The sequence below is a fragment of the Sinorhizobium fredii USDA 205 genome, from assembly GCF_001461695.1.
Classification (GTDB): Bacteria; Pseudomonadota; Alphaproteobacteria; order Rhizobiales; family Rhizobiaceae; genus Sinorhizobium; species Sinorhizobium fredii.
On the sequence record NZ_AUTC01000142.1, the window covers coordinates 40117 to 61889 of the forward strand.

Consider the following 21773-nt stretch of genomic DNA (forward strand, 5'->3'; position numbering starts at 1 on the left):
GGGGTTGTTGAGAGCGCGCTGCTCAGCGCTTCGCCCAAAGCACCTTGAAGCGGGCATTGCGGCAGGTCTCGCCATACTCCTTGGCGTTCTCTGCCAAGACCTGCTCGTAAGGCAGGCCGCGATTTGCGACGAGCATGAGCCTGCCGCCCTGCTTCAGCGCCTTCAGCGCCGCCTTGATGATCGCTGATCCAATCGCCGGCTCGGCGGCATGCCCCTCATGGAAGGGCGGATTCATGACGATCAGGTCGTATTTGTCGCGGGTATCCTCGCTCGTCAGGTCGTGCCAGTAGAAGCGGGCCGGCGTCGTCGGTGCGTTCGCCTTGACGTTGCGACGCGCCGCTTCCAGCGCATCATGATCGGCCTCGAACAGATCTATGCCCTTGAGCCCGGGGGACGCCTGCGCCAGCATCACCGAAAGGTAACCCCAGCCGGCGCCGAAGTCGGCCGCATGGCCGGTGAAGTCCTTCGGCAAGCGCGAGGCGAGAAGCTCCGAGCCGGCGTCGACGCGATCGTGCGAGAACATGCCTGGTGCTGCCTCGAAGACACCGTCCACCCGCACCGGAACCTTGGCGAGTTTATCAACGGCATCGGCCACATCCTCCGGCCGGGTGAACCAGAAGGCGACGCCGTGGTACTTCGGCAGATGGTCGCCGTCCCATTCGAATTTGTCGATGCGCTTCCTCAGCGACTGGATGCCGTCTTCCTTGCTGCCGGCAACGACGATGAGGGCGCCCTCGCGCGTGCGCTTCAGCGCCTCGGCGATCCGGTCCTCGTTCTCGCCCTTGTGCTTGCCGCAGAGCACCAGAGCGACGTCATAGTCCTCGCCCGAAACGACAGCGCTCACATCGGCCCGCATCGCCTCGAGGGCACGATAGAGCGGCCGCAGGGGCTGCACGGCGGACATCGGTGCCACGAAGCCCTCAGGCAGCCTGTAGCCCGCCTCGGCACCGAGAAAGAGCACACGCTCGCCTTCCCCCGGCGGATCGATGATACCGGTTTCGAAGGGGTGGAACAGGGTCTTCAGCGCGTCGCGGCTCATGGGTGGTTTCCATTCTTCCTACAAGAAAGGGGCGCGAAGCGATCCGCTCCGCGCCCCAACTGGATTTGGCTGAAGCCGGCTTATTCGGCCGCTTCGCCGCCGTCCTTCTTTTCGCCCTTCTCGGCGGCGACTTCCTTGCCGGTCGCCTGGTCGACGACCTTCATGGAGAGGCGAACCTTGCCGCGCTCGTCGAAGCCCATCAGCTTGACCCAGACCTTGTCGCCTTCCTTGACGACATCGGTCGTCTTGGCGACGCGCTCGGAGGCGAGCTGCGAAATGTGGACGAGGCCGTCGCGGGCGCCGAAGAAGTTGACGAAGGCGCCGAAATCGGCGGTCTTGACGACCGTGCCTTCGTAGATCTGGCCAACTTCCGGTTCAGCGACGATCGAGTGGATCCACTTGCGGGCGGCTTCGATCTCCTTGCCGGACGAGGACGCGATCTTGACGGTGCCATCGTCTTCGATGTTGATCTTGGCGCCGGTCTTCTCGACGATTTCGCGGATGACCTTGCCGCCGGAGCCGATGACTTCGCGGATCTTGTCGACCGGAATGTTCATCACTTCGATGCGCGGTGCGAATTCGCCGAGCTGGCCGCGGCTCTCGGAGATGGCCTTGGCCATTTCGCCGAGAATGTGCAGGCGGCCGCCCTTGGCCTGGTTGAGCGCAACACCCATGATCTCTTCGGTGATGCCCTCGATCTTGATGTCCATCTGCAGCGAGGTGATGCCGGCTTCGGTACCGGCAACCTTGAAGTCCATGTCGCCGAGATGATCTTCGTCACCGAGGATATCGGAGAGGACGGCGAAGCGGTCCTCTTCCTTGATCAGGCCCATGGCGATACCGGCGACCGGCTTGGCGAGCGGAACGCCCGCATCCATCAGCGCCAGCGAGGTGCCGCAGACCGTCGCCATCGACGACGAGCCGTTGGATTCGGTGATCTCGGAAACGACGCGCAGCGTGTAGGGGAACTGCTCGGCTTCCGGCAGCATCGGGCGGATAGCGCGCCAGGCGAGCTTGCCGTGACCGATTTCGCGGCGGCCCGGGGAGCCCATGCGACCGGTTTCACCGACCGAGAAGGGCGGGAAGTTGTAGTGCAGCATGAAGCGTTCTTTGTACATGCCGGTCAGGCTGTCGACATACTGTTCGTCTTCGCCGGTGCCGAGCGTGGCAACGACGATCGCCTGGGTTTCACCGCGGGTGAAGAGCGCCGAGCCGTGGGTACGCGGCAGAAGACCGACTTCCGAGACGATCGGACGTACGGTTTCGAGATCGCGGCCGTCGATGCGGCTCTTGGTGTCGAGGATGTTCCAGCGAACGATTTTGGCCTGCAGGTGCTTGAAGACCGAGGCGATTTCCTCGGCCGAATGGGCCGGGTTCTCGATGCCTTCCGGCAGAAAATGTTCCTTGACCTTCGCCTTTACGGCGTCGACGGCGGCGTAGCGGGCAGCCTTCTCGGTGATCTTGTAGGCGTTGCGCAGCTCGTCTTCGGCGATCGACAGCATGGCATTTTCAAGAGCGGAGTGGTCTTCCGGATCGAACTCGCGCGGCTCCTTGGCGGCAACTTCGGCGAGCTTGATGATCGCGTCGATCACCGGCTGGAAGCCCTTCTGGCCGAAAACGACGGCGCCGAGCATGACGTCTTCCGGCAACTCCTTGGCCTCGGATTCGACCATCAGCACGGCTTCCTGCGTGCCGGCGACGACGAGATCCAGCGAGGATTCTTCCATTTCGTCGAGGTGCGGGTTGAGCACGTATTCGCCGTTGATGTAGCCGACGCGGGCTCCGCCGATTGGGCCCATGAAGGGAATGCCGGAGAGGGTCAGCGCCGCGGAGGCTGCGACCATCGAGACGACGTCCGGGTTGTTTTCCAGGTCATGCTGCATGACCGTGATGATCACCTGGGTGTCGTTCTTGTAGCCCTCCGGGAAGAGCGGGCGGATCGGCCGGTCGATCAGGCGCGAGACGAGCGTCTCGTTCTCGCTCGGGCGGCCTTCACGCTTGAAATAGCCGCCGGGGATCTTGCCGGCGGCATAGGTCTTTTCCTGATAGTTGACGGTCAGCGGGAAGAAATCCTGACCGGGCTTCGGTGCCTTGGCCGAAACCACCGTGGCGAGCACGACGGTTTCGCCGTAAGTGGCGAGAACGGCGCCGTCGGCCTGACGGGCGATCTTGCCGGTTTCGAGCTTGAGCGGACGCCCAGCCCATTCGATTTCTACCTTGTGGGTCTCGAACATGTTCTGTCCTTCGTGTGCGGGAGATCGTCCGCGGCTGTTGCAGCGCAGGCGATCTTGTTGCCGCTTGGTGTGGCGCATCACGGGCAAGACAACGGGAGGCTTCAAACAAAACCGGCCGCTTACCGCTTTGCCGCGCTCACCCGCATGGGAGCGCTTCGGCAAGCAGGCGCCGAAGCATCCTGCAATCCTGCCCCATGACGGGCCATCGGTTGATCCGCGATACCGGCCCATCCGGCTCGCTGGACATCTCTCGTCTTGCGCGCCTCCGGCGCCCAGGAGAGTATTTAGCGGGCGCTCAACGCCCAAAAAAAGTCGGCGGATCGCCGAGCGACCCGCCGGACAGTCGTTTAGCGACGGATGCCGAGGGCACCGATCAGCTTGCTGTAGCGCGCTTCGTCTTTCTTCTTCAGATAGTCGAGGAGCGAGCGACGGCTGGAAACCATCGCGAGAAGACCACGGCGGGAATGGTTGTCCTTCTTGTGGTCCTTGAAGTGTTCGGTCAGGTTGTTGATCCGTTCCGTCAGGAGCGCAACCTGGACTTCCGGAGAACCGGTATCGCCTTCAACGGTTGCGAAATCCTTGATGAGCTGAGCCTTGCGCTCTGCAGTGATCGACATCGGTTGATCCTTTCGATTTCGAGGATTTAAGGGTCGCCGGCAGCCGGGATGTCGTCCAGCCGCGGCCGTTCACACGAAGAGGCGGTGCCTTTCGCTGGCGTGCCTATAACCGAAACGGACGCAAAAGGAAAGGGCGATCGAGCCGGCCGCCGATCGGCGCCACCGGGCCTCAATGGCGACGGCGTCACCTGCTACGCACCGTCCTCGACGCCGCCGGTGCGAGGGATGCGGATGCGCCATTCGATGCCGTCGCCATGCATGGTCCTTTCGAGTTCGGCGCGCAAGGCCATGCCGAGCATGCGCTCGATCACCACCGATCCGAAACCCCTGCGATGCGTCCGTGCCGGTTCGACGAGATCCGCGCCGCTTTCGCGCCAGCGAATGATGATTGCATCCGCAGGCAGGGACCATTCGAGCCTGATCGTCCCCGTCGCATTGGCGAGTGCGCCGTGCTTGATCGCATTGGTGGCGAGTTCGTGAAGCACCATGCCGAGCGTCTGCGCCATTTGCGTCTCCAGCCGCAAGACCGGGCCGTCAAGCACGATGCGGCCCGGCTCGTCGGGGGCAAAGGGTTGCAGTTGCTCCTCGGCAAGCTCGCGGAAATCCACGCCCATCGCTGCATTGGCAATCATCAGATCGGTCGATCGGGCGAGGCCCGCCAGCCGCTTGCGGAACGCATCGACGAAGTCCGACGTATCCTCGCTCGACCAGGCGGATTGGGCCAGCATCGACTGGATGACGGTCAGTTGGTTCTTCGAGCGATGTGCGACCTCCCGCATGAGGAGCCGGATTTCCGCCTCGGCCCTGGTTCGCGCCGCCGCTGCGCGGGCAAGGTACGCCGATACGGCCTCGACTTCGGTAATGACGTAGCGGCGTGGCTCGATCACCTCGCCGACGCCGAGGCGCCGCGCGTCGAGCGCCAGCAGCTTGACGCCTTGGGTCAGCAGCCGCGCGATGATCAACGATCCGGCGATTGCGATGCTGGCGAAGATGATGCCGCCGAGCGACAGCCAGAGAAACGACCAGAGGATCGGCGCATCGACGATCTCACGCGGTGCCCAGGCAACGATGCGCCAGCCGGTGACTACGGAGAATTCCGAGACGACGCGGTAGGCCACGCCACGCTCGTTGATATCGCTGACGCCGATGCTGATCTGAGGCAGTGCGTCCAGAAAGAACGCTTCACCGGGACGGGTCGAGGGATCCGACGAAGCGATCACCTTGCCCTTGCCGTCGACCAGTGCGGCATTCCAGCCCGGTGAAAGCGTGTCGCGATTGACCGCCTTGGCCATGCGAGCGGCATCCTGGGTCAGGCCCAACAGATAGCGTTCGCCGTCCGGACCGTTTATCGGCAGATAGACGTTGAAGACCCAACTCTTTGTGGTGTTGGCGAAGAAGGCGCCCGAAACGAGCGGTCCGCTGCTCTTGAGAGCAACGTCGAGGTCCGGATCGGATGACCGCCCCAACAGCGTTCCGAAAGGGACGCCGGTGTTCATCCGCAAATTGTGGTCGCTATCGACGACGATCAGATTGGAATGGGTGCCCGCCAACGCACTCGAAGCGCGGTCGTAAAAGCCGCGCAGATCGCGGAGATTGACGGCCCCGGAGGTCGACAGGACCTTGAGGGTGATCGTCATGCCCTCGACCTCGCGCTCGACGATCCGCGTCACCGATCCGGTCGAGGCCTTGAGCAGCGAGGTGACGACCTGTTCCTGCGCATCGACGCTTCGTTTGACGATGACGAAAGAGAAGATGAAGGAGGGGACGATCGCGATCAGCAGCAGCGAGAGCAGATAGAAGCTGAACGGCCTGCGAAGATACCGACGCACAAAGGCCGCAACCGCCTGAAGGCCGCCGGATGTGACCTCGCCCTCGCTTTTCTCTGGCGCCTTGAGCATCCGAACCGCCTTTCGCCGCCCGAACCGCGCCGCGACTCCGGCTCCGGGCTTCCGACAGCGCCGTGCGTCTTTTCAGACGCACTGAGGACGCTGTAGCACTTTGAATCGCTGCATGTTTTGATCCTCAAATCGGTGACGATTAAGGAAACATGCAGTAGCTGCGTTGAGCGTCTATGCGCCGCTCACGCGGGCCGGACCGATTCTTGGCTGGGCGGGGGCCGCCGGTCAATGGCTGGCGAACACACGTTTCGGTCGAAATTCACCTTCGGCGACCTCGCCGATCGCTACGAGCTTGCCGCGCGCGGTCGCATAGGCCTCGGGCGTCGGCAGCGGCGCGTCTCGACCGCGCAGGATAACCGGGTTGCCCATCCTGAGCCGGTGCGCCTGATCGTCGCTGACCGCAACATGCGGCAGATCGGAAAGCGCCTCGCCGGTATCGATCAGATAATCGTCGAGGGCGGCAAGGCGTTCCGCATCGTCCTCGATCTTTTCCAGCGCAACGAGATCGGCGAGCGCGACCATGTCCTCCTCCCCGAAGGGGGCGACAAAGGTGCGGCGCAACGAGGCGATATGGCCGAAGCAGCCGAGATCGCGGCCCATGTCGCGGGCGAGCGAACGGACATAGGTGCCCTTGCCGCATTCGATCTCGAAATGGGCGAGATGCGGCGTGCTGCCGATCAGGGCGAGACGGAAGACCTCCACCTCGCGCGCCGGAATTTCGACGGTCTCGCCATCGCGAGCAAGATCGTATGCACGCTCGCCATCGATCTTGATTGCCGAGAACTGCGGCGGCACTTGGCTGATCACGCCGGTATATTTCGGCAGCAGGGCACGGATCGCCTCCTCGTTCGGACGCTCGGCAGAGGCGCGAACGACGTCGCCCTCGAGGTCGTCGGTCGAGCGCTCCTCGCCCCAGGCCACGGTGAACTCGTAGATCTTGCGGCCGTCCATGACATAGGGAACGGTCTTCGTGGCGTCGCCCAGCGCAATCGGCAGCATGCCGGAGGCCAGCGGATCAAGCGTTCCGGCATGACCGGCCTTCTGCGCCTTGAACAGCCACTTGATCTTGGAGACCGCCTCGGTAGAGCCGAAATCGAGCGGCTTGTCGAGGATCAGCCAGCCCGAGATCGGGCGGCCCTTGGGTTTGCGCGGCTTGGACATGGATCTTTCTTATTCTTGGTCGTCGGTGTCGGGATCGAGGTCGCGGCTGACTTCCGGCGAGCGCAGCAGCGCATCGATCTTCTGGTAGTTGTCGAAGCTGGTGTCGTCCCGGAAGCGCACGTCCGGCATGTATTTCATCTGCCGGAGTTGCGGCCCGAGCCGGCCGCGAATGAATTTCGCGTGCTTGTTCAGCGCCTCGATGACGACGGCATGATCGGCGACGCCGAGCGGCGTGACATAGGCGGTGGCGATCTTCAGATCGGGCGACATGCGCACTTCGGAAATCGAGATCACCGTCTTCTCGATCAGCGGGTCGCGCACCTCGCCGCGCTGCAGGACCTGGGTGATCGCGGCGCGCACCTGTTCGCCGACGCGCAGCATGCGCTGGGACGGAGCGGAGGATGTGGATCTGGTCATCGTGTTTATCCTGGATCACGGCGATTGCGGTCGCATCGGCCGAAATCGAGACGCAATCGGTTCAATAGTGGCGGCAGCTAGGGGCGATGCATCGCCGACAGCTCATCTCGTCCCGCAAAAAACAGGAGCGCCGGAGGTAATCCGGCGCTCCCACAATCTGCTGCCGGATCGACTTAGAGCGTCCGCGTGATGTGTTCGACGCGGAAGCACTCGATCGTGTCGCCGGCGCGGATGTCTTCGTAGTTCTCGAAGGCCATGCCGCATTCCTGGCCGGACTGGACCTCGGAGACCTCGTCCTTGAAGCGCTTGAGCGTCTTGAGCTTGCCTTCGTGGATGACGACGTTGTCGCGCACCAGGCGGACGCCAACACCACGCTCGACCTTGCCTTCGGTGACGCGGCAGCCCGCGACCTTGCCGACCTTGGTGATGTTGAACACCTCGAGGATCTCGGCATTGCCGAGGAAGGTCTCGCGCCGTTCGGGCGAAAGCAGGCCGGACATCGCCGCCTTCACGTCATCCACCAGGTCGTAGATGATGTTGTAGTAGCGGATTTCGATACCGGACCGTTCGGCCGCATCGCGCGCCTGCTTGTTGGCACGGACGTTGAAGCCGATGATCGCGGCATTCGAGGCTTCGGCGAGCGAGATATCCGACTCGGTGATGCCGCCCGCGCCGGAATGCACGATGCGCGCCCTGACTTCGTCCGTTCCGAGCTTGTCCAGGGCACCGGCGATCGCTTCGATCGAGCCCTGCACGTCGCCCTTGATGACCAGCGGAAACTCCTTCAGGCCGGAGGCCTGGAGCTGGCTCATCATCTGCTCGAGCGAGCCGCGCGAGCCGGACTGGCGAGCCACCATCTTCTCGCGGGCAAGCCGCTGACGATATTCGGAGATCTCGCGCGCACGGCTTTCGTTCTCGACGACGGCGAACTTGTCGCCGGCCGCCGGCGTGCCGGAAAGGCCGAGGACCTCGACCGGCATGGACGGGCCGGCTTCCTTGACGTGCTCACCCTTGTCGTTGACCAGGGCGCGCACGCGGCCCCACTGATCGCCGGCGACGATGATCTGGCCGGGCGTCAGCGTTCCCTTCTGGACGAGAACGGTGGCAACCGCACCGCGGCCGCGGTCGAGTTCGGCTTCCACCACCGTACCCTCGGCCGTCCGGTCCGGATTGGCCTTGAGATCGAGAATTTCGGCCTGCAGCAGGATCGCTTCGAGCAGCTTGTCGAGATTGGTCTGGTTCTTCGCCGAAACCTCGACGTCGAGCACCTCACCACCCATCGATTCGACGAAGACCTCGTGCTGCAGCAGCTCGGTGCGGACCTTTTGCGGGTTCGCCGTCGGCTTGTCGATCTTGTTGATCGCCACGATGATCGGCACACCGGCCGCCTTGGCGTGATTGATCGATTCGATCGTCTGCGGCATCACGCTGTCATCGGCCGCGACGACGAGGACGGCAATGTCCGTCGCCTGGGCGCCGCGGGCACGCATCGCCGTGAAGGCGGCGTGGCCGGGGGTGTCGATGAAGGTGATCTTCTGGCCGTTCTGTTCGACCTGGTAGGCACCGATGTGCTGGGTGATGCCGCCTGCTTCGCCGGCGACCACATTGGCGTGGCGGATCGCGTCGAGCAGCGACGTCTTGCCGTGATCGACGTGGCCCATGATCGTCACGATCGGCGGGCGGGATACCATGGTCTCCTCCATATCGGCGACGTTGAAGATGCCTTCCTCGACGTCGGATTCAGAGACGCGCTTGACCGTGTGGCCGAACTCGCCGGCGATGAGCTCGGCGAGATCCGCATCGATCAGATCGCCGGGCTTCATCATCTGGCCTTCCTTCATCAGGAACTTGATGACGTCGACGGCGCGCTCGGACATGCGCTGCGACAGTTCCTGAATCGTGATGGTCTCCGGCAGGACGACCTCGCGCGAGATCTTTTCCCGCGTCTCCTGCATCTGGCTGCGCCTGAACTTCTCCTGGCGGCGGCGCATCGCCGAAAGCGATCGGCCGCGCTGGCTACCGTCTTCGTCGACGGCAGCCGTCAGCGTCAGCTTGCCCTGGCGACGGCCCTCGTCGCCCTTGGCGCGGGGGGCAGGCTTTGCCGGCTCGGGACGGACGACCTTGCCGCGGACCGGACCGGCCCCGCCGCGCGGGCGCTCTTCCTCTTCCTCCTGACCTGCGCGACGGCCACGAAGGGCCGCTGCAGGGGCCGCCGGCGCCTGGGGCGCGGCAGGCGCCGGACGGGCGGGCTGCGGACGCGTTTCAGCGCGGCGCTCGGCGACGACCGGGCGCTCTGCCTCGACTGCGGCCTCGGCCTTCTCGACTTCGACGGCCGGGCGAGTAGCCTCTTCAGCGGCGCGGCGGACCGCCTCTTCCTTCTCGCGGGCGATGCGCGCTTCTTCCTCGACGCGGCGGCGCGCTTCCTCTTCGGCGCGGCGCTTGGCCTCCTCGGCGTCGCGGACCTGGGCGTCGGCCAGCGCACGACGACGGGCCTCCATCTCACCGGCCGAAAGGTCGTTCAACACGACACCGATGCGCGGACGGTTCTGCTCGGCGCGCGGCTGATGCGGCTGCGGCTGCGGGGCCGGCCGGCCGGACGGATGCGGCTGAACGGGGCGCGGCTCGGCAGGCCGCGCCACGGGCGCGGCGCTCACCGGCGTGATCGGCCGCTCGTCCTTGTGCCGCGTCAGGCCGCGTGTCTTCTTGGTTTCGACCACGACCGCCTTCGTGCGACCGCGGCCCATATCCTGGCGCACGGTTCCCTGCGTCACCCCGGAGGGCTTCAGGGTCAGCGTCTTCTTGCCCGCTACGCTGAATGTCTTGTCGTCTTTGTTGTCGGTCATTCCGTTCCGTTCCTAGCGATCAGGGCCGGATGCGAAACACCTGACCCCGTCTTCCAATTTGTCTCAAACAGCGCTCGCGATGCCGGCCTCTGCCGGTGACGCGTGTCATTGCTGTGGCTTATCAGCGCCGCCTTCGGCCCGGACCGGGACGGATCCTCGGTACTTTTCGAGCATGATTGCGCGCTTCACTACACCCTCACCCGCCTGCCCTGCAAGCGCTGCGGCATGGATAAAAGCATTACTTCCCAAAAGCCCCTCCATTTCCGCCGCCGCAAACGGGCGGAACGCGGGTATTTCCGTTTCATCGTCGGCAACGAAGCTCATCGCCTTGCGGGCCTTATCGATCTTGCGAACGCCGTCGGCGGCCGCGTCGATCGCGTGGAAAACGCCAAGCGCCGCGAGCCCGCGCACCGCCTGCTCAGTCTTCGTGGCTCCGGAGACGAACTGGCCGGCCTTGCGCGCCATGTTCATCATTCCGGCAAGCTGCTCGGCGAGCAGCCTGTCGACCTCGTCGGCCAGCGCCGCCTCGGCCTTGACCTCTGTGCGCAGGGCGCGGGCGAAGAGCTTCCTCGCCATCGCCTTTTCGACGAAGGGCCGCTCCGCCTTGACCCAGCAGCCGCGTCCTGGAAGCTGGCGCTTCAGGTCGGGCACGACGCGCCCGTCCGGCCCGGCAACAAAGCGGATCAGCTCATCCGGCGATCCGCTCTCGCGCGTGACGATGCAGGTCCGGCTACTGCCGCTCCGGTCCTTCGGGCCCTTGTCCGAAGGCAGGACTTCCGAAGGCAAGATTTCGGTGGCGGCTGTCATCGTGGATCAGGCGTCCTGCTCCGAGCCCTCGGCAACTTCGATCGGCTCGTCCTGATCGGCTGCGAGGTCTTCCTCGGTGATCCAGCCGGCCGCCAGGCGCGCCTGGACGATCATTGCCTCGGCCTCTTCGCGGCTGACATCGAGCTTCGAAAAGGTCCCCTCGAAGCGCTTGGTCTCGCCGTCCTTGCGCTCGGTCCAGCCGACGAGGTCGTCAGCCGCACAGCCGGCGAAGTCCTCGATCGTCTTGATGCCTTCCTCGCCGAGGGCTACCAGCATCAGGCTGGTGAGGCCGTCGATCTGGCGCAGTTCGTCGGAAACGCCGAGCTCCTTGCGCTTGGCGTCCATTTCCGCCTCGATCTTCTCGAGAAATTCGCGGGCGCGCGTCTGGATTTCGGTCGCCGTCTCGTCGTCGAAGCCATCGATCGAGGAAATCTCGTCGAGATCGACATAGGCAAGCTCCTCGACCTGGGCGAAGCCCTCGGAAGCGAGCACCTGACCGACCATCTCGTCGACGTCCAGCGAATCCATGAAGAGCTGGGTGCGCTCGTTGAATTCCTTCTGGCGACGCTCGCTCTCCTCCTGCTCGGTGAGGATGTCGATGTCCCAGCCGGTAAGCTGCGAGGCGAGGCGAACGTTCTGGCCGCGGCGGCCGATCGCCAGCGACAGCTGCTCGTCCGGCACGACGACCTCGATGCGCTCCGCGTCCTCGTCGAGAACGACCTTGCTGACTTCGGCCGGCTGCAGGGCATTGACGATGAAGGAGGCCGGATCCGGCGACCACGGGATGATATCGATCTTCTCGCCCTGGAGCTCGCCGACGACCGCCTGGACGCGCGAGCCGCGCATGCCGACGCAGGCTCCGACCGGATCGATCGACGAATCGTTCGAGACGACGGCGATCTTGGCGCGCGAACCCGGATCACGGGCGACGGACTTGATCTGGATGATGCCGTCGTAGATCTCCGGCACTTCCATGGTGAAGAGCTTCACCATGAACTGCGGATGCGTGCGCGACAGGAAGATCTGCGGACCGCGCTGTTCGCGGCGGACATCGTAAACGAAGGAACGAACGCGGTCGCCATAGCGCATGTTTTCGCGCGGGATCATCTCGTCGCGGCGGATGATGCCTTCGCCACGGCCGAGATCGACGATGACATTGCCGTATTCGACACGCTTGACGGTGCCGTTGACGATCTCGCCGACACGATCCTTGAATTCCTCAAACTGGCGATCGCGCTCGGCTTCGCGAACCTTCTGCACGATCACCTGCTTGGCGGATTGGGCGGCGATGCGGCCAAAGTCCATCGGCGGCAGCGGATCGGCAATGAAATCGCCGAGCTTGGCGTCGGGGTTGCGGTCGCGGGCAAGCTCGAGCGGGATCTGCGTCGAGTAGTCCTCGGCTTTCTCGACGACTTCGAGAAGGCGCTGGAGACGGATTTCACCGGTCTTGGAATTGATGTCCGCCCGAATGTTCGATTCCGAACCGTAGCGCGAACGGGCCGCCTTCTGGATCGCGTCCGCCATCGCGGCCAGAACGATCTCGCGGTCGATGACCTTTTCGCGTGCCACAGCGTCCGCGATCTGCAGAAGCTCGAGCCGGTTAGCACTGACTGCCATGTCTTGTCTCCGTCTGGTTACAGGGGGCCTGGAAAAGCGCCCTGCCTCATTCGATATCTGAATTTTCGTCTTCGAAATTCTGGTTGGCGGCGCGCGCCGCCTTCGCCTTCTTGTCGGCCGCCAGAGCGTCGCGGATCAGGTCGTCGGTCAGGATCAGCCGTGCTTCCGAAAGGGCGGTGAACGGGATGGCAACCATGGCCTCTTCGCCATAGGCGGGCTGGTCGCGCTCGAGGCGGAAGTCCTCCTCGTCCACCGACACGATCTTACCGCGGAAGCGCTTGCGCCCGTCGACCATGATCGAAGTCTCGCACTTCATCAGATGGCCCTGCCAGCGGACGAAATCGGACTTGCGCACCATCGGGCGATCGATGCCCGGCGACGACACTTCGAGATGATACGCCTTGTCGATCGGATCTTCCACATCGAGAACCGGCGAGATGGCCTTGGAGACGTCCTCGCAATCCTCGACGGTCATGGTGCCGTCGTTGCGCTCGGTCATGATCTGCAGCGTCAGGCCGTTCTGGCCGGACATGCGCACGCGCACGAGGCGGAAACCCATCTGTACCATGACTGGCTCGATGATGTCGGCAATGCGCCGGTCGAGGCCGGTTTCGGTGATCAGCCGCGGTTCATTTGCAATTTCAGCCGCTGTCGGATCGGACAAACGATCATCTCCTCATCGGACCGGCTAACAAAAAAGAGCGGGTCCTGACGGGCCCACTCTTCATCTACCGATCAAGAATTTGAGGCTGATATACGCCCCATCGCCGGAAATTGCAAGGCTTGCGACAGTCCCGTCAGGCAAAGGGCGCAAATCGCCACAAAGCTTGGCCAATGGCCAGTTTAAGCGGCTGGCGTGCCGCATTTCGAGGGTTATAACGAAGCTCTAAGATCAGCATGGCTAACGAAAGAGACCCGAGGTGACGAACCGTATATCGCCGCTGGCCCCCTTCCGACACGATACCTTCCGTATCATCTGGATCGCCAGCCTCGCTTCCAATTTCGGCGGACTGATCCAGGCTGTGGGTGCCGCCTGGCTGATGACGTCGATCTCCCAGTCGGTAAACATGGTGGCGCTGGTGCAGGCCTCGATCTCGCTGCCGATCATGCTCTTCTCGCTGGTCTCGGGCGCGCTTGCCGACAATTTCGACCGACGGCGGATCATGTTCGTCGCACAGACCTTCATGCTTGCCGTTTCGGCGCTCTTGACGGTCTTTGCCTATCTCGGGCTCATCACGCCGTGGCTGCTCCTGCTCTTCACCTTCCTGATCGGCTGCGGCACGGCGCTCAACAATCCGTCCTGGCAGGCCTCGGTCGGCGACATGGTGCCGCGCAACGATCTGCCGGCGGCGGTGGCGCTGAACAGCATGGGCTTCAACATCACCCGCAGCGTCGGCCCGGCGATCGGCGGCGCCATCGTCGCCGCCGCCGGAGCGGCTGCGGCCTTCGCGGCCAACACGCTCAGCTATTTCGCGATTCTTTTCGCGCTTTCCCGCTGGCGACCGAGCCTCCCGCAGAGCCCGCTGCCGCGCGAAAGGCTCGGCCGGGCGGTTTCGGCCGGCCTTCGCTATGTGGCGATGTCGCCGAATATCGGCAAGGTGCTGCTGCGCGGCTTCGCCTTCGGCCTTTCGGCAAGCGCGATCCTTGCGCTCCTGCCGCTCGTCGCCCGCGATCTCGTCAAGGGCGGGCCGCTCACCTACGGCATCATGCTCGGCGCCTTCGGCCTCGGCGCGATCGGCGGTGCGCTGCTCAGCGCCAGGCTCCGGGAGTTCCTGTCGAGCGAGACGATCGTCCGCTTGGCCTTCGCCGGCTTCGCGACAAGCGCAGTCGTCACCGCGCTCAGCACGACGGCCTGGCTCACCTCGCTGGTGCTCACCGTCTCCGGCGCCTCATGGGTGCTGGCCCTGTCGCTGTTCAACACCACGGTGCAGCTCTCGACGCCGCGATGGGTGGTCGGCCGCGCACTCTCCCTCTACCAGACGACGACGTTCGGCGGCATTGCCGGCGGCAGCTGGCTCTGGGGCGCAGCCGCCGAGGCATACGGCGCCTCGAATGCCCTCATCGGCTCCTGTCTTCTCATGCTGGCCGGCATCGCCATCGGCCTGCGTTTCGCGCTGCCGGAATTCACGTCGCTGAACCTCGATCCGCTCAACCGCTTCAACGAACCGCTGCTCGCCCTCGACCTGAAGCCGCGCAGCGGTCCGATCGTCGTGATGATCGACTACGAGATCGACGAGGCGGACATCCCAGAATTCTTGACGACCATGGCGGAACGACGCCGCATCCGCATCCGCGACGGCGCCGGCCACTGGGCGCTGATGCGCGACCTCGAAAACCCGACGACCTGGACCGAGACCTACCACGTGCCGACCTGGGTCGAATATGTCCGTCACAACCAACGGCGCACGCAGGCCGATGCGGCCGTCGGCGACAAGCTGACGGAACTGCACCGCGGCGCCCGGCCGCCGTACGTCCACCGGCTGATCGAGCGCCAGACGATCGTTCCGGGGCATTACGAGCGCTACAAGCAGCCGGCCGAGATGCACTGAGGCGGGGCACGAAAATCCGACGCCCAGTACGGAACCGAAATACAGCTTTCGACCCGTTGCTGCCATTCCTCGAAGATTGAGCGGAGAGCCCGCCAGATCCCTGAGAGAGGCCAGGCACTGTTCTACTTGAGAATGCGGAGAAGTTTTATGTTGTGGCAAATGAAAAATCTGATTTACTGCCACTTCGCTGCTTGGCTTTTGAGGGGATATTGCCGATGGGGTGGACGCGCAGGGATATTGTGCTTGGCGGTCTAGCATCACTTGGCACCGTGGCGGTCCAGAAACCCACATTCGCAGCGGCGTCTTCCTATTTTTCCGGCACCGCCGTCGACAATGGCGTGACGTTCCGAGGCACCAACTTTGCCAAGATCGACAAGAAGTGGCGCCGTCAGGTCGTCAAATACTTCAGCAGCGAGCCGATTGGCACCATCGTTGTCGATACCAGGCACCATTTTCTCTACCTGATCATGGAGAACAAGACTGCCATCCGCTATGGCGTCGGTGTCGGCCGCGAGGGCTTCAAATGGTATGGCCGCGCCACGATTGACCAGAAATCGCTCTGGCCACGCTGGACGCCTCCGCCCGAGATGCGTGAGCGCCACCCCGAACTGCCCCAATCGGTCGAGGGGGGTTCGCCAAAGAACCCGCTTGGCCCGCGCGCCATGTACCTGCTTCGCGATGGTGTCGATACCGGCTACCGCTTGCACGGTACGCTGGAGCCAGGCAGCATCGGCAAGGATGCCTCCAGCGGCTGCATCCGCATGTTCAACGAAGATGCAATCGATCTTTATCAGCGTTGCCCCATCGGCACCGCGGTGCAGGTCCTGCCGCACATTGCCGACCAGGCTGAAAGTGCCGCTCAGGTCAGCCAAGCAACCCCGGTCGAATGAGGAATATCACCCTGATGTCTGCTTTGCCCGGATATGCGAGGCTGCTTGTCGCTGCGGCCATGCTCCTGACGCTCGCCGCCTGCAAAACCACTGATACCGCCGCGCTGGAAGAGCCGACCGCGGCGCCGATGGTCGGACAAACCAACGATCCGGCGCCCGGTTTCGAGAATGTCGTGGCCGGCAGCGAAGAGGACTTCATCCTGAATGTCGGCCGGCGGACCTATTTCACGCAGGACTCGGCCACGCTCGATGCCGTCGCCAAGGCAACGCTGGACAAGCAGGCCATCTGGCTCAACAGCAACCCGCGTTGGCTGGTCAAGCTGCAGGGATTTGCCGACGATTCCGGTTCCGCCTCGAAGATGGCAGCGCTGTCGCAGCAGCGCGCCGACGCGGCGATGGCCTATCTCGTCTCGAAGGGCGTAGATCCCAACCGCCTGTGGGCCAAGGGTTACGGCAACGACCGCGAGGTCCGTGACTGCACGGACCGCTCCTGCAAGGTGCAGAACCGGCGCGTCGTCTCCAACCTGCGCACCGAGCGCGATTCACTCTGATCGCAGCATGCCTTGCGCCAAGCAGAGTCTGCTTCGGGGGCGAAGCGCCAAAGTCAGTGCAGCTTCGCCTTCAGCGACGGATCGGGAAAGCAGGTTGGCGCCAGGCCGTTTTTCGCTTGCCAGTCGCCGAGCGAACGGCGGGTCTTGTAGCCCGGTAGCCCATCGACCTTGCCGACGTCGTAGCCGATTGAGACCAGCGCCTTCTGCATGCCGAGCACGTCGGAGCGCAACATCTTGCCGACGTCGCCCCATTCGCCGCGGAAGGGGCCGCCGCCGGAGGCGATGCGGTCGGCGAGGTTGCCGATGAAAAGGGCGTAGAGGTCGGAATTGTTGTATTCCTTGATCACGTAGAAATTCGGCGTGACCACGAAGCCAGGCCCGTGCGTGCCGGCCGGCACCAGCATCATGCCCGAAGCCGAGCGCTCGGCGGGCGGAAAGGCCTTGCCCGAGACACGGGTGATCCCCATGCCGGCCCAATCGGCGATCGGCCGCGCCAGATCCGGCCCTTCTTGAGCGCAGGAGACGCCGCCCGGAATCGACACCTCGAAGCCCCAGTCGCGGCCGTCCTGCCAGCCCTTCTGCGCCAGGTAGTTGGCGATCGAGGCAAGACTGTCGGGCACGGAATTCCAGATGTCGCGGCGGCCGTCGCCGTCGAAGTCCACCGCATATTTCAGGAAGCTCGACGGCAGGAACTGCGGCTGGCCCATGGCGCCGGCCCAGGAACCGCGCATTTCCGCTTCCTTGACGTCACCGCTCGCAAGGATCGTCAGCGCCGCGATCAGTTCGCGGCGGAACAGCTCCGGCCGCGTCGACATGAAGGCCTTGGTGGCCAGCACGTCCATGATCGGATGGGGGATTTTCGCCCGGCCGAAACCGGATTCCCGCCCCCAAATGGCAAGGACGACCGGCCCCGGAACGCCGTAGCTCCGCTCGATACGTTTCAGCGTCGAGGCGTGGGCGGAGGCGAGGCTCCGGCCCGTCGCCGCCAGGCCCTGCAAGCGCTTTTCGGAGAAGTAGGAGCCCGGCGAGGAGAACTCGGCCTGGCTCTGCTTGCGCTCCTTCGCCTTCGGGAAGCCGGGTGGTGCCATATCGGGCAGGTCCCAATTGAGCTTCACATCCGCGAAGGCGGCCTTGAAGGCAGCGGCGGAAATGCCGGCCTGTCTCGCCTCCGGCCAAAGATCGTTCTGCAGCCATTGACGGAACTGGGTTTCCACCGCGGCCTTGGAAGCTGCGTGAGCGGGAAGGTGCAGGGCGAGGAGCGCAGCGGCTGTTGCGAGGATGCGTGCGAGGTTCCTACCCCCCTCTGCCCTGCCGGGCATCTCCCCCACAAGGGGGGAGATTGGCGGGCGGCAACCGCCTCCTCCCGTGGAAGGAGTCGCGTTCGTGGCCGCGGTGCTGTTGGGTTGAGCGCTCGCTTCAAGCCGATCTCCCCCCTTGTGGGGGAGATGCCCGGCAGGGCAGAGGGGGGTCGCCCCGATACGTAGACCGGCAACCCACGAGCGAATACGAGGCATCAAACGCATAGGCATCCCTTCAGATCGTGGTGCGCGCCCTAAGCGCCGCCGTCAGCGTGCCTTCGTCGAGATAATCGAGCTCGCCGCCGACCGGAACGCCATGGGCGAGACGGGTGATCTTCACCTCCATGCCTTCGAGCTGGTCGGTGATGTAATGGGCCGTCGTCTGGCCCTCGACGGTCGCGTTGACGGCGATGACCAGCTCGCGCACGCCGCCCTTGGCGACGCGGTCGACCAGCCCCTTGATGTTCAAGTCGTCCGGCCCGATGCCGTCGAGCGGCGACAGCGTGCCGCCGAGCACATGATAGGCGGCGTTCAGCGCCGCGGCGCGTTCCAGCGCCCAGAGATCGGCAACGTCCTCGACGACGATGATCACCGACTGGTCGCGCCGCTCGTCGGTGCAGACGGTGCAGGGATCGATCGTGTCGACATTGCCGCAGCAGGAGCAGATCTTGACCTTGCGGTGCGCCTCGCCCATCGCCTCGGCAAGAGGACCGAGCAATTGCTCCTTCTTCTTGACGAGATGCAGCGCCGCGCGCCGGGCGGAACGGGGGCCGAGGCCCGGCACCTTCGCCAGGAGCTGGATGAGCTTTTCGATTTCGGGACCGGTGACTCGCTTTGCCATAGCCGGCTTTTAGAGCCTTTTCTGGCCAAATGGAATCGCTTTGACAGCGATTACCGCGTGGCGATCGCGACCGCCGCGCCGGCCATCGTGCCGGCGCTGGCGCGGTTGACGACCCGGACCGCGCGGCGGCTCTTCAGGAACTGGCGCGCTTTGGCGGCCATCAGCACCCAGGCGAGGTCGATGACGACGAGAACCACGAACATGGTCGCGACAAGCTCGGTCCAGCCGATCAAGGTCACCGAGCCGAGATCGATGATCGACGGCAGCAGCGCCACGTAGAACATCATGATCTTGGGATTGCCGAGCGTGATCGTCAGACCGGCAAGGAACATCTTCGACGCCGATCTCGCTTCCGGCAGGCTGTCGCCCGGCACCCTCGGCTCGGCCGACCACATCTTCCAGGCAAGGAAGAGCAGATAGCCGACGCCCGCCCATTTGATGACGACGAACATCCAGTGGAAGGTCTCGGCGATCGCCGCGAGGCCCGCGACGGCAAAGGAAAGCCAGATCGCCTCGCCGATCCACATGGCGGCCAGGAAGGGAAGCACGTCGCGCGCACCCTTGGCGAGCACGCGCGCGACCAGCGCGGCAATGCTCGGCCCCGGTGAGCCGGCGGCGATCAACAGCGCTCCGGCAAAGACGAGCAGCGACGCGACCGTCATGGCATTCTCCTTCCCCAAAAAGCGGACCGAAAAGTAGCACGCTCTTGCGTTTCCGTCAGCGGAGCCAGCCTCAAGGATCGATCAGAACGGCAGCTTCATGCCCGGCGGGATCGGCAGGCCGGCGGTGAGTTCGCGGGTCTTTTCCGCCTGCACGGCCTCGGCCTTTTCCTTGGCGTCCTTGTGGGCGGCGACGATCAGGTCCTCGAGGATTTCGACATCGTCTTCCTTGAAAAGCGACGGGTCGATCTTCAGGCTCTTCAGGTGGCCCTTGCCGTCGAGGCGGACAGTGACGAGGCCGCCGCCGGAGGTGCCATCGACTTCGAGCGCGGCGATCTCCGCCTGCAGCTTCTCCATCTTGGCCTGCATTTCCTTGACCTTGCCCATCATACCGATGATGTCGCGCATCGTCGTCTCCTGTCCTTTGCTAAGTCTGCGTAAATTTCAAAGCGCGTCTGCGATGCGCTACTCGATGTCGTCGCCGGGGACGATGTCGCCATCGGCGGATTCGGCCGCCGCCGGCGCGAGGTTTTCGACCTCCTCCTCCGCGGCGCGAATGCGCACGTCGGTAATTCTCGCTCCCGGAAAGCGTGCCAGGATCGCGGCGACGTCCGGATCCTGGCGGGCGTCGTTGACGCGCTGCTCCTGGGCGCGCTGCTCGGCCTCGACAAGCGTCGGTTCGCCCGGCTCACGGCTATAGCTGACGATCCAGTGGATGCCGGTCCATTCCTTGAGCTTGACGGCCAGCTCATTGAGCAGCGTCTTCGGCGCGTCGTCGGGAAGGTTGACGTCGAGCCTACCGGGCTCGATATGCACGAGCCGCAGGAAGCCGCGCACCAGCGTCTTCAGCTTTATGTCGCGGTTCTTCGCACAAAGGTCGGCAATGTCGCCGATGGAATTGACCGGGACCTTCGGCTCCGCCTTGGCGACCACGGCCGGTGCCGGCCTGTCCTCGATCCGCCCGACGCCGATCGGCTGGGTCGCAACATCGGGCACGGCGCGCAGCATGGTGGCGCCATTCCCGGAAGGGCGCTGCACCGGCGCTGCCTCGACGGCACGGGCCTGAACCGGCTGGCCGGCCTGAGCCTGAGTGCTGCCGCCGTTGCGAGCCGGCGCCGGACGCCCTTCGCCCGCCTCGCCGCCCGAAAGCTCGAGAAGGCGCCGCGCCGCCTCTTCCGGCGAAGGAAGATGGGCGGCATGGGCGAGCCGGATCAGCACCATCTCGGCAGCACCGGCGGGCCGCGCCGAGCTTTCCGCCTCGGGAATGCCCTTCAGGAGCATCTGCCAGATGCGCGACAGGGTGGTGACCGCGACGCTGCCGGAAAATTCGGCGCCGCGCCGGCGCTCGATCTCGCTCAAGGACTGGTCGTTCGCCGCCTCGGGCACATATTTCATGCGCATCACCAGATGGGTGAAGTCGGCCAGATCGGTGAGCACGACGGTCGGATTGGCGCCCGCCTCGTATTGCGCCGCGAATTCGCCGAGTGCTGCCGCCGCTTCGCCCTTGATGATGTGCTCGAAGAGATCGACGATGCGGGCCCGGTCGGCAAGACCGAGCATCGAGCGCACCGTTTCCATCTCGACCGAACCGCCGCCATGGGCGATCGCCTGGTCGAGCAGCGAAAGGCCGTCGCGCGCCGATCCCTCCGCGGCGCGGGCCACCATCGCCAGCGCTTCCGGCTCGAAGCGCACGGTCTCCTTGTTGAGGATGGTGGAGAAGAGGCCGACCAGGTCGGAGGCGCCGATGCGCCGCAGGTCGAAGCGCTGGCAGCGCGACAGGACGGTGATCGGAACCTTGCGGATCTCGGTCGTCGCGAAGATGAACTTCACATGCTCCGGCGGTTCCTCGAGCGTCTTCAGCAGGCCGTTGAAGGCCTGGGTCGAGAGCATGTGCACTTCGTCGATGATGTAGACCTTGTAGCGCGCCGAAACGGGCCGGTAGCGCACCTGCTCGATGATCTCGCGGATGTCGTCGATGCCGGTGTGCGAGGCGGCGTCCATCTCGATGACGTCGACATGGCGGCCGTCCATGATCGCCTGGCAATGCTCGCCCGGCACGCGCAGGTCGATGGTCGGCTTGTCGATCTCGGCGGTCTTGTAGTTCAGCGCCCGCGCCAGGATGCGCGCCGTCGTCGTCTTGCCGACGCCGCGCACGCCGGTCAGCATATAGGCCTGGGCGATGCGGCCGGTCTCGAAGGCGTTGGTGAGCGTGCGCACCATCGGCTCCTGCCCGACCATCAGATCGGAGAAATCCTTGGGGCGATATTTGCGCGCCAGAACGCGGTAGGCGGCCGGTTTCTCGACGGTTGAAACTGGGGATGAAATGGGCGTTTCGTCGCTCATCGACCCTGC

General features: G+C 64.5%; 18 protein-coding genes. 3 read left to right on the forward strand and 15 right to left on the reverse strand.

Annotated elements, in window-relative coordinates:
• Positions 1 to 22: 22 nt before the first annotated feature.
• From N181_RS17290 to rimP, 10 genes are all read right to left on the reverse strand, one after another.
• Positions 23 to 1039, reverse strand: a complete 1017-nt coding sequence (locus N181_RS17290; protein ID WP_014330668.1) for a class I SAM-dependent methyltransferase — start codon at positions 1037 to 1039, stop codon at positions 23 to 25.
• Between the two features lie 80 nt (positions 1040 to 1119).
• Positions 1120 to 3273, reverse strand: coding sequence for a polyribonucleotide nucleotidyltransferase (gene pnp, locus N181_RS17295; protein ID WP_014330667.1), 2154 nt, complete (start codon positions 3271 to 3273; stop codon positions 1120 to 1122).
• A 347-nt stretch (positions 3274 to 3620) separates the two neighbouring features.
• On the reverse strand, positions 3621 to 3890 hold the full coding sequence (rpsO, locus tag N181_RS17300; RefSeq protein ID WP_012710040.1) for a 30S ribosomal protein S15: 270 nt from the start codon (positions 3888 to 3890) through the stop codon (positions 3621 to 3623).
• Between the two features lie 191 nt (positions 3891 to 4081).
• Positions 4082 to 5788, reverse strand: a complete 1707-nt coding sequence (locus N181_RS17305; RefSeq protein ID WP_037398733.1) for a sensor histidine kinase — start codon at positions 5786 to 5788, stop codon at positions 4082 to 4084.
• A gap of 225 nt (positions 5789 to 6013) precedes the next feature.
• On the reverse strand, positions 6014 to 6949 hold the full coding sequence (truB, locus tag N181_RS17310) for a tRNA pseudouridine(55) synthase TruB (protein ID WP_014330665.1): 936 nt from the start codon (positions 6947 to 6949) through the stop codon (positions 6014 to 6016).
• 9 nt (positions 6950 to 6958) lie between these two features.
• Complete coding sequence (gene rbfA / locus N181_RS17315) at positions 6959 to 7366, reverse strand: 30S ribosome-binding factor RbfA (RefSeq protein ID WP_014330664.1); 408 nt, start codon at positions 7364 to 7366, stop codon at positions 6959 to 6961.
• Between the two features lie 173 nt (positions 7367 to 7539).
• Entirely contained in the window at positions 7540 to 10209 is a 2670-nt protein-coding gene (gene infB, locus N181_RS17320; RefSeq protein ID WP_037436934.1) for a translation initiation factor IF-2, read from the reverse strand.
• A 105-nt stretch (positions 10210 to 10314) separates the two neighbouring features.
• Entirely contained in the window at positions 10315 to 11016 is a 702-nt protein-coding gene (locus N181_RS17325; protein ID WP_014330662.1) for an RNA-binding protein, read from the reverse strand.
• A 6-nt stretch (positions 11017 to 11022) separates the two neighbouring features.
• Positions 11023 to 12633: a transcription termination factor NusA gene (nusA, locus tag N181_RS17330; protein WP_037398729.1), complete on the reverse strand. Its 1611-nt coding sequence runs from the start codon at positions 12631 to 12633 to the stop codon at positions 11023 to 11025.
• Positions 12634 to 12679: 46 nt separating this feature from the next.
• Positions 12680 to 13297, reverse strand: coding sequence for a ribosome maturation factor RimP (gene rimP / locus N181_RS17335; protein WP_014330660.1), 618 nt, complete (start codon positions 13295 to 13297; stop codon positions 12680 to 12682).
• A gap of 256 nt (positions 13298 to 13553) precedes the next feature.
• On the opposite strand from rimP, the gene N181_RS17340 reads away from it, so the two are divergent.
• The 3 genes from N181_RS17340 (at position 13554) to N181_RS17350 (ending at position 16623) form a co-directional block, all read left to right on the forward strand.
• Entirely contained in the window at positions 13554 to 15182 is a 1629-nt protein-coding gene (locus N181_RS17340; protein WP_014330659.1) for an MFS transporter, read from the forward strand.
• A gap of 215 nt (positions 15183 to 15397) precedes the next feature.
• Entirely contained in the window at positions 15398 to 16072 is a 675-nt protein-coding gene (locus tag N181_RS17345; protein WP_014330658.1) for a L,D-transpeptidase, read from the forward strand.
• Positions 16069 to 16623: an OmpA family protein gene (locus N181_RS17350; RefSeq protein WP_037398724.1), complete on the forward strand. Its 555-nt coding sequence runs from the start codon at positions 16069 to 16071 to the stop codon at positions 16621 to 16623. Before N181_RS17345 ends, N181_RS17350 begins: the two co-directional genes overlap by 4 nt.
• 53 nt (positions 16624 to 16676) lie before the next feature.
• On the opposite strand, the gene N181_RS17355 is transcribed toward N181_RS17350, so the two are convergent.
• The 5 genes from N181_RS17355 to N181_RS17375 form a co-directional block, all read right to left on the reverse strand.
• Positions 16677 to 17942 carry a lytic murein transglycosylase gene (locus N181_RS17355; RefSeq protein WP_060563620.1) on the reverse strand — a complete coding sequence of 422 codons (1266 nt, stop codon included), beginning with the start codon at positions 17940 to 17942 and terminating at the stop codon, positions 16677 to 16679.
• 214 nt (positions 17943 to 18156) lie between these two features.
• The gene (recR, locus tag N181_RS17360) at positions 18157 to 18762 is read right to left on the reverse strand and encodes a recombination mediator RecR (protein ID WP_014330655.1); all 606 of its coding nucleotides are present in this window, start codon (positions 18760 to 18762) and stop codon (positions 18157 to 18159) included.
• Between the two features lie 50 nt (positions 18763 to 18812).
• A complete protein-coding gene (locus N181_RS17365; RefSeq protein ID WP_014330654.1) occupies positions 18813 to 19424 on the reverse strand; it encodes a LysE family translocator in 612 nt (203 codons plus the stop codon).
• Between the two features lie 81 nt (positions 19425 to 19505).
• Complete coding sequence (locus N181_RS17370) at positions 19506 to 19829, reverse strand: YbaB/EbfC family nucleoid-associated protein (protein ID WP_012710027.1); 324 nt, start codon at positions 19827 to 19829, stop codon at positions 19506 to 19508.
• Positions 19830 to 19886: 57 nt separating this feature from the next.
• Positions 19887 to 21764 carry a DNA polymerase III subunit gamma/tau gene (locus tag N181_RS17375; protein ID WP_037398723.1) on the reverse strand — a complete coding sequence of 626 codons (1878 nt, stop codon included), beginning with the start codon at positions 21762 to 21764 and terminating at the stop codon, positions 19887 to 19889.
• Between the last annotated feature and the right edge of the window lie 9 nt (positions 21765 to 21773).